This window comes from Streptomyces lunalinharesii, assembly GCF_039532155.1.
GTDB lineage: Bacteria > Actinomycetota > Actinomycetes > Streptomycetales > Streptomycetaceae > Streptomyces > Streptomyces lunalinharesii.
Genome location: NZ_BAAARK010000084.1, coordinates 1 through 6,597 on the forward strand (window position 1 = coordinate 1; position 6,597 = coordinate 6,597).

At 67.8% G+C, this 6,597-nt stretch carries 8 protein-coding genes and 1 pseudogene; 4 read left to right on the plus strand and 5 right to left on the minus strand.

Annotated features, from left to right (window positions below):
- Window positions 1-337 precede the first annotated feature (337 nt).
- Window positions 338-472, plus strand: coding sequence for a hypothetical protein (locus ABD385_RS40795; RefSeq protein WP_344585284.1), 135 nt, complete (start codon window positions 338-340; stop codon window positions 470-472).
- Window positions 473-678: 206 nt separating this feature from the next.
- Here ABD385_RS40795 and ABD385_RS40800 read toward each other — a convergent pair whose 3' ends face one another.
- Window positions 679-828: a hypothetical protein gene (locus tag ABD385_RS40800; RefSeq protein ID WP_344585286.1), complete on the minus strand. Its 150-nt coding sequence runs from the start codon at window positions 826-828 to the stop codon at window positions 679-681.
- A gap of 64 nt (window positions 829-892) precedes the next feature.
- On the opposite strand from ABD385_RS40800, the gene ABD385_RS40805 reads away from it, so the two are divergent.
- Window positions 893-1,714, plus strand: a complete 822-nt coding sequence (locus tag ABD385_RS40805) for a class I SAM-dependent methyltransferase (protein ID WP_344585288.1) — start codon at window positions 893-895, stop codon at window positions 1,712-1,714.
- Between the two features lie 41 nt (window positions 1,715-1,755).
- On the opposite strand, the gene ABD385_RS40810 is transcribed toward ABD385_RS40805, so the two are convergent.
- Window positions 1,756-2,007 carry a hypothetical protein gene (locus ABD385_RS40810; RefSeq protein ID WP_344585290.1) on the minus strand — a complete coding sequence of 84 codons (252 nt, stop codon included), beginning with the start codon at window positions 2,005-2,007 and terminating at the stop codon, window positions 1,756-1,758.
- Window positions 2,008-2,184: 177 nt separating this feature from the next.
- On the opposite strand from ABD385_RS40810, the gene ABD385_RS40815 reads away from it, so the two are divergent.
- Together ABD385_RS40815 and ABD385_RS40820 are read left to right on the plus strand one after the other, a co-directional pair.
- Window positions 2,185-2,778, plus strand: a complete 594-nt coding sequence (locus ABD385_RS40815) for a hypothetical protein (RefSeq protein WP_344585292.1) — start codon at window positions 2,185-2,187, stop codon at window positions 2,776-2,778.
- A gap of 93 nt (window positions 2,779-2,871) precedes the next feature.
- A complete protein-coding gene (locus tag ABD385_RS40820; protein WP_344585298.1) occupies window positions 2,872-3,477 on the plus strand; it encodes an SMI1/KNR4 family protein in 606 nt (201 codons plus the stop codon).
- Window positions 3,478-4,413: 936 nt separating this feature from the next.
- On the opposite strand, the gene ABD385_RS40830 is transcribed toward ABD385_RS40820, so the two are convergent.
- The 3 genes and pseudogenes from ABD385_RS40830 to ABD385_RS40840 all read right to left on the minus strand — a co-directional run.
- Entirely contained in the window at window positions 4,414-4,689 is a 276-nt protein-coding gene (locus tag ABD385_RS40830) for a hypothetical protein (protein WP_344585294.1), read from the minus strand.
- A gap of 232 nt (window positions 4,690-4,921) precedes the next feature.
- Window positions 4,922-6,376 (minus strand): replication-relaxation family protein, encoded by a 1,455-nt coding sequence (locus ABD385_RS40835; protein ID WP_344585296.1) that lies wholly within the window; start codon window positions 6,374-6,376, stop codon window positions 4,922-4,924.
- A 104-nt stretch (window positions 6,377-6,480) separates the two neighbouring features.
- Window positions 6,481-6,597 (minus strand): annotated as a pseudogene (locus tag ABD385_RS40840) (IS5/IS1182 family transposase); the annotation flags it as partial.

The following is a 6,597-nucleotide window of genomic DNA, read 5'->3' on the forward strand; positions in this document are numbered from 1 at the left end:
GGCTCGATCAGCAACCACAGTTCATCCGACACGATCCACGGCCGTGCCTGTCTCTTCCCCACGACCAGACCAACGAGCGGACAAGCCAACAGTCACATGATCAACCACTTCTGTTAGGACCTCTAAGACTGGTCTCCGCGCTGCCGGATCCTCCCGTCGCGACGCCCCGCGTCCTCGGCGTGGACGAATACGCCCAGCGCAGAGGCCGAATCTACGGAACCGTGCTCGTCGACGTCGAGACACGTCGACCGGTGGACCTCCTGCCGGGTCGAAGACGCCCCCGCCGGACCAACGCGAGCCGGCGCCGTTCCTGACGGTGCACACCACCCTGGTGCTCTTGGCCTCGATCATCCTCGGGCTCATCGCCGGCGCCCTCACCTACCTCGGCGGCGGCTCAGCGCCAACCGCTGCTCTGGCCGGGCTGTCCTCGGCGGGCGTCAGCATCCCGATGCTGCGCGGCCTGATTGGCTGACCTGGCCGCGGTAGCTGGTGCCGGCCGAGTCGGCCCGCAGCCCTCCCAACGACGTTCGGGCCGACGGTGTCTACCGCGGTGGTGGTTCGCCCGGGACCGGCGGAGCCCGATCTCGGCAGCGTTTGTTGAACTCCGCGACGGTGCGGGGGCCGCGACGGGCAGGGAGGGCTGCGGAGCGGTTCACGCTGGCTCTCCCTTCGTGCGGTTCAGCGCGCGAGGACGGGTTTGTCGACGTCGCGGTGGACGAGCGTGACGTTCAGATCGCGGTCGACGTACTTCCGGGCGAGGTCGACGATGCCGAGTTCGGTGGCCGTGTCCAGATCTGCCGTGAACACCGAGTGCAGGGCCAGCGCCACGGTCGCGGCACTTTTCCGGACTAAAGGACGGTCGCGCGAAAGGCCTGCGGCGTAGGTTGGGCGAGTGACGACTACCGCACCGCAAGAGGCATTTCTGCAGGCGTTCCACGCCGAGTACCCAGCAGTGACCGCAGAGGCGTTCGGCCGTGGCCATGCCCCAGACGGCCGGTCAAGCTATGAGATCTTGTGCGATCAGGTAGCTGGAAGCATGCGCGTGCTGGACCTTGGCTGCGGCGATGGCCTACTGCTTGAGCTACTGGCCCGAAGGGCCGGGAGACAACTCGCGGGAGTGGACCTGTCCTCGCACTCTCTGGCGCTGGCACGACGTCGACCGGCGCTTTCCGAAGCGAAGCTGGAAGAAGGCCGAGCTCAGGAGCTTCCTTTCGCCGACGACAGCTTCGACGCCTGCGTTTCCCACATGGCGCTGATGCTGATGAGCGAGATCGAGCAAGTCGCAGCTGAGGTTGCCCGGGTGCTGTCTCCAGGAGGGGTTCTGGCATGTGTGGTGGGAGGCGGGGCCGTAGGCGGCGACGCTTATGAACGGTTCCTCACGCTGTTGCGGCGCACGATTGAGGAGACGCCAGCCTCGCAGCGTATCCCGGCGTTGGGGGACAAAAGGACACGCAGTCGCGAGGGGCTCGATGCAGTCCTCGGACCAGCAGGCTTCGCGGCAGTGGGCTGGGAGACCGTTCCTATCGACCTGAGCGGACCAGTGGAGCAGGTATGGGCTGCGGTTTCCAGCCTTTATGATCTTGGCCCGCTCGATCGCGCGACTATGGAGCGGTTGCGTAAGGCCTTCTTTGCCGAGGTGAGGGATATGACGACGTCAGATGGGCATGTCCCCTGCGCCTTCAAGATCTGCCTCGCCACGGCGCGACTGCGTTAGGTAGCTCTTTCGATCGGGATTGGTTGCATGCGGATCTCCTGTCACGGAGTCGAGTCGAAGTGACGTGCCGGTGGGTCGGTGAAAAGGGGCATGCCGAGATCGACCAGTTGGGGGCGGCCGTCGGTGGAGGTCCGGTTGAGGCTGGTGAGCTTGGCCATGGCGGCGTTGAGGCTGACCTGGAGTCCTTCGACTTCTCCGAGCCAGCCGTTGGCACGGGCCTCGGTGATGCGTTCACGAAGGTTGCGGATGATCTCGATGAGGCGGGGCCGCTGCTGGGGATCGAGTTGGAGCACGGGGCAGCGGATGCCTGCTTATCCGAACTAGTCCAGACGGTCTGGCGGGGTTGGATCGCAGTCGAGTTGCTCAAAGTAGTGGGCAACAATTTCGGCACAAGCGAGCATTGGGCGTGTCGCGCCGCCAACTCCGACCGGCCTGGTCGCCCTTCAACGGGCTTCTGGAGAGAGGGGAGAATGCAGCACATGGATGACGCGTTCACACTCCTTCGGCAGGCCGTCGATCTTCTGCCAGAGGACGCAACGGCTGAGAACGGACAGACGGTCGGGGATGTGCGCGAGGACATCGGGCGCCAGGAGTGGGAGATGGTGCTCGGCGTTCTCATCGAGATCGGCGACGTCCACCCCGTATCCGTCGACTTCTGGGAACTCCTCGCCGAGGCTGCTCGCCAGATGATGCTCGACCGCAGCCGTCGTTGGTGCGAGTGGCGGGGCTGGGAGGTCAGGCACGGCACCCTCCGGGCGACCCTGAGCCTGGCGGGTGCGGAGGAGGGCCGACGCCGGACTGCCTTCGCCGCAGACGGACGGCTCCGGCCGATGTGGGACATCGGCAACCGCACCGCCGGCGGGGAGCGAGAACTGAACATCGCCAGGTTGTGGGTGGAGTATGCGCAGGAACTCGGCCCGGGAGAGACCGCCGACGTTCGGCTGGCTCCTCTGAACCCCGAGCAGTGGAGGCACCTGAAGTGCGGCGATGTGATCACCATGTACGAAGCTCGCCCGGTTGCCGGAACGGCCACCGTGATCGAGGTCCTGCCGCCGCGCGCCTGAGCTCATCTCGCGTCAGGCGGGCTTCAGCTGCAGCCAAGCGATCTTCGAAAACTGTTCGAGCTCAGATGGTGGGACCAGTACTGTTCCAGCGTGATGAAGCCGGATGGGATGAAGTTGGGGATCGAAGCAGCGCGCCTTCTCGCTGTCGCGGACTGCTGCGAGATAGCGCCGGGGCTGAGCGAGGCCGAGCTCCAGCGTATTGAGCAGGAGTACGGCTTCGAGTTTGCCGACGACCACCGGGCCTTCCTGGCGTCGGGCTTGCCGGTCAGTCAGCCGCCCGAAGAGGGGGACACGTGGGAGAACCCGTGGCCGGACTGGCGCAACGGCGACCCCAAAGGACTCCGAGAGCGGCTTGAGTGGCCCGTGGAGGGCATCTCCCTGTCGGTCCGACGCGGCTACTGGCACCCGAGCTGGGGGCAACGGCCGGAGGATGCCGACGAGGCCCTTCAGCAAGCTCAGGCGTTGCTTGCTCGGGTCCCCAAGCTCGTTCCCATCTACGGGCATCGGTTTCTGCCTGCCGGCCATGGCTCCCATGGTCACCCGGTTCTCTCAGTGTGGGGCACCGACATCATCTGTTACGGCACTGACCTGGTCGACTACGTCAACCACGAGTTCGACGATTTCGACGCTCACACTCCGGACGACTGGCGCCCTCAGGCGACCGTCTCGTTCTGGCGGGATTTCCTGCCCAAGGCTTGATCTCGCGGCGGCAACGGTCCCGAATACACGGTCGACTCACAACGGGCCTGCCGCGGTTGGTGGGGTTTCGGGCTCGGCGCTGCTTCGTCCGGCGTTCCGGCGGAAGTCGGGCATGCCGAGGTGGACGGTGGACGGCTGGGCTGCACGCTCGCGCATGGCCTCCAGCTTCTGCGCGGAGACGGGTGGACCATCCGTCAGGTGCCTTCACCAGCACGCGCCGTTCGTCCAGGTCGTTGGCGTGGTCCACCGTCATCAAGTGGGCGGCCAGTGCGCCCAGCGCCAGGACGTTTCCCTCGGTGGTCTGGTCTTTCCCGTCCGCCACGGTGACTCATACGTCGCCGCGCTTCACCTTGACGTCCCACAAGACGGTCTCTGTTGTCGTCACGATCCGAGCTTAGCCACCCAACGACCCCGACCATCCAGGCACGAAGTGCCTCTCCGATCGACGAACTCGTCGAAGCCGCCAGCAGTCAGCTCCCGGTCGCGAAGCTGGGCAAGGAGGCGTCGCCCGCCACCGTAGCCAGCGATGAAGGGCGCGGCGCGAGGGCTGCCAGCGCGGCCAAGAGCCGGGCGACGCGGCCGCGTCGCCCGTTCGACGGGGGCACGTCGAGCGGATCGTCGGCGAGGACCAGGAGGAGCGAGAGCTCCGGCTCAGCGCGTGGATCGGGAACCAGCACAGCCGGGCCGCGACGCTGTCTCCGGAGCGGGTGGAGCAGTTGTCGGCGATCGGGATGCGATGGGCATGATGAACGTCGTCGTCACCGCAGCCGCCGCGCCCGCAGCCAGCGCATCACGCGCGGCAGCTCGCCACGGCGCGGGCAGCGGCCCACTCACCGGGTCCGTCACCGGCGCCGTCCACGCGGCTGAGGAGTGGCCGGTGCACGACGATCGGCGCGCTTTCCAGCTTGCCCCGGGCCGGCTCGAGGGGCGAGTCGGTCAGGGGGTGTCGCCGGTCCAGTCGAAGCAGGCGGGGTCGCCGGGGCGTGGGTGGTACGTGGCCCGGCCGCCGGCGCCGAACTGCCCCAGCTCGGTCTGGAGGGCGACGCCGGTTTCGACCTCGTCCTGTGTCCAGCCCGTGATGTCGAGCAGCAGGCCGTCGAGCGGGCCGCCGACCAGTTCGGCGTATGTCCGGCCGGGCTTTGGCCCGGGCCGGGGATGGTCGTGGTCTTCCCCGTAGACCCGACCGCGCAGCAACTCCTCATCCCTGTCCATGAGGCCCAGCCTCCCAGCCCCCACCGACAACCCGGGCTTGCCCAGGGGCGCCTTGAGCATGCCCGCGCCGGGGGCTTCAGTGCTGGACCGCGGGCCGGCGACGTGCGAGCCCGGCGAGGGCCCCGGTGTCCCTCCCAGGCTTGCCACCGACTTCACCACGGGCACCTTCGCCGGTCAGCGGTCGAGGTAAGCACTCGGGGTCCGGGGCAGCCCTGCGCGCCGTGGGATGGCGCTACGGGCGGGGGTACCCGTCTCCGTTCACCAAGCGCCGGATCATCCGACCGAGGCGGCTGGTGGGCTCGGTCAGTTGGATGCGGCAGCTCGCGCAGTGCGCTCCGTCAGCCGGCGGCGCGTCGTCTTCCAGCGGGTCGTACTCGAAGCGGCTGCCTTCCAACGGGCCGCCACACCTTTCGCACACCGGGTCGGGCTTCTTGGCGGCCTTGGCAGCGGCATCCTCCGCCTTCCAGCGCTCGAACTCTTCCTGACGTTCGCGCTCCTGCTGTTTCTCCTGCTGTTCGCGCTGCTGCTTGTGACGGCGTGCGCGCTCGTCTGCGCGTCGTCTGTAGTCGCGGTGGTCGTCGGGGTTGTCGAGAGCGTCGGGGAGGGTCTGCCAGGTGCGGTGGCCGAAGCGGAACCAGGTTGGGCCCAGGGGGCCGTGTTCGCGGAGTCGGTCCAGGGTGGTGACAAGGATCGGCACGGCGTCCGTGTAGTCGGTGTAGCCGTCTCGTTCGTCGGAGCCGTAGCTGGCGCCGTGCTCCTGGTACTCGCCGGCCCAGTGCGCTTCGGTCAGGTGCTGGACGCGTGCGATGCGGTTCTTCATCGCGGTGGGCCCGACCTGCTTGGTGAACACGATTGCCAGCGGCGGATACCCCTCGCGGCCGAGCGGGCCGTACAGCCTCTCCCACATGGGGGTGGGCCGGGCGTAGGAGTGCGGTGAGGGGCCGGGCACCTTGACGGTGCGGCGGAAGAACTCGCGGTAGCGGCTGGCCTTGTAGGACAGGGCAATGGGGTCTTCGGTGCCGTTGTCCACCTCCACGAACATCACGGGCACCCCGGACTCCGGCGCCGTGAGGACCGCGTCGGCGCGTGGGCTGTTCTTGCCGGGGGTGGTGAGCGTGCCGGAGACCGGGAGTACTACCTCCGTTGCCCAGGAGCTGATCTGTCCCAGTCCCTGAGGGCGCTCTCGAACGCCTGTAGGGCCGGTGTCGGTGTCATCGCCTACGGGAGTGCTGGAGACGGCTGTGGTGGCGCTCTGAGGTCGTTTGCGGGGCACGGGGCGGGTCGGCTCAGGTGGGGTCTGCAGGAAGGCGCTGATGGTGTCGGTGACCTTTACGGCGTGCTTCGCCCCGGCTCGCGCGGCGCCGCGGGCGGTACCGCCCATCTCCCGCATCGGCCGGTCCAACTCCGCCGCTGCAGCCTCCAGCCCGGGTCCGGAGAGGTTCCAGAGTTTCTCGGTGACCAGATGACCGCCGGCGTTGGTGCGGCTGGCGGAGCCGAGTGACTCCACCAGGCCGTCGCGCGCGAGGTCGAGGCATCCGTTGCGGACGGTCTGCGCACTGGCCGTGCCTGGACACATCAGCTGCCGGATCTGCTCGGCCGTCGCCACCTTCACCACTCCCAGCGCGGCGAGCACCATCTGCCGTGTCTTGGCCGTCGATCCGTACGGTCGTCGCTTCGTCCCGCCCACTACGCCTTCCTCTCCCACCGTGCCGGGCACGGCCGGTGTGTTCGCTCGGCCATGCGGCCACGAGCCCGCTCGGACCCGACGCACACTCAACTCACTAAGAGGTCCTAACAAAGGCGTCGGACGTGTCTGTAGGTGATGAGGCATGTAGCGAGCCCGAGGAAGGCTTCATGGATGTCGTCCCGTCGCTCCCATCGGATGCGCAGGCGACGGAAGCCGTGCAG

Coding starts and splice junctions, on each gene's coding strand:
- ABD385_RS40815 (WP_344585292.1), top strand. CDS start 2,185: ATGCAGCACATGGATGACGCGTTCACACTCCTTCGGCAGGCCGTCGAT.
- ABD385_RS40820 (WP_344585298.1), top strand. CDS start 2,872: ATGAAGCCGGATGGGATGAAGTTGGGGATCGAAGCAGCGCGCCTTCTC.
- ABD385_RS40830 (WP_344585294.1), bottom strand. CDS start 4,689: ATGGACAGGGATGAGGAGTTGCTGCGCGGTCGGGTCTACGGGGAAGAC.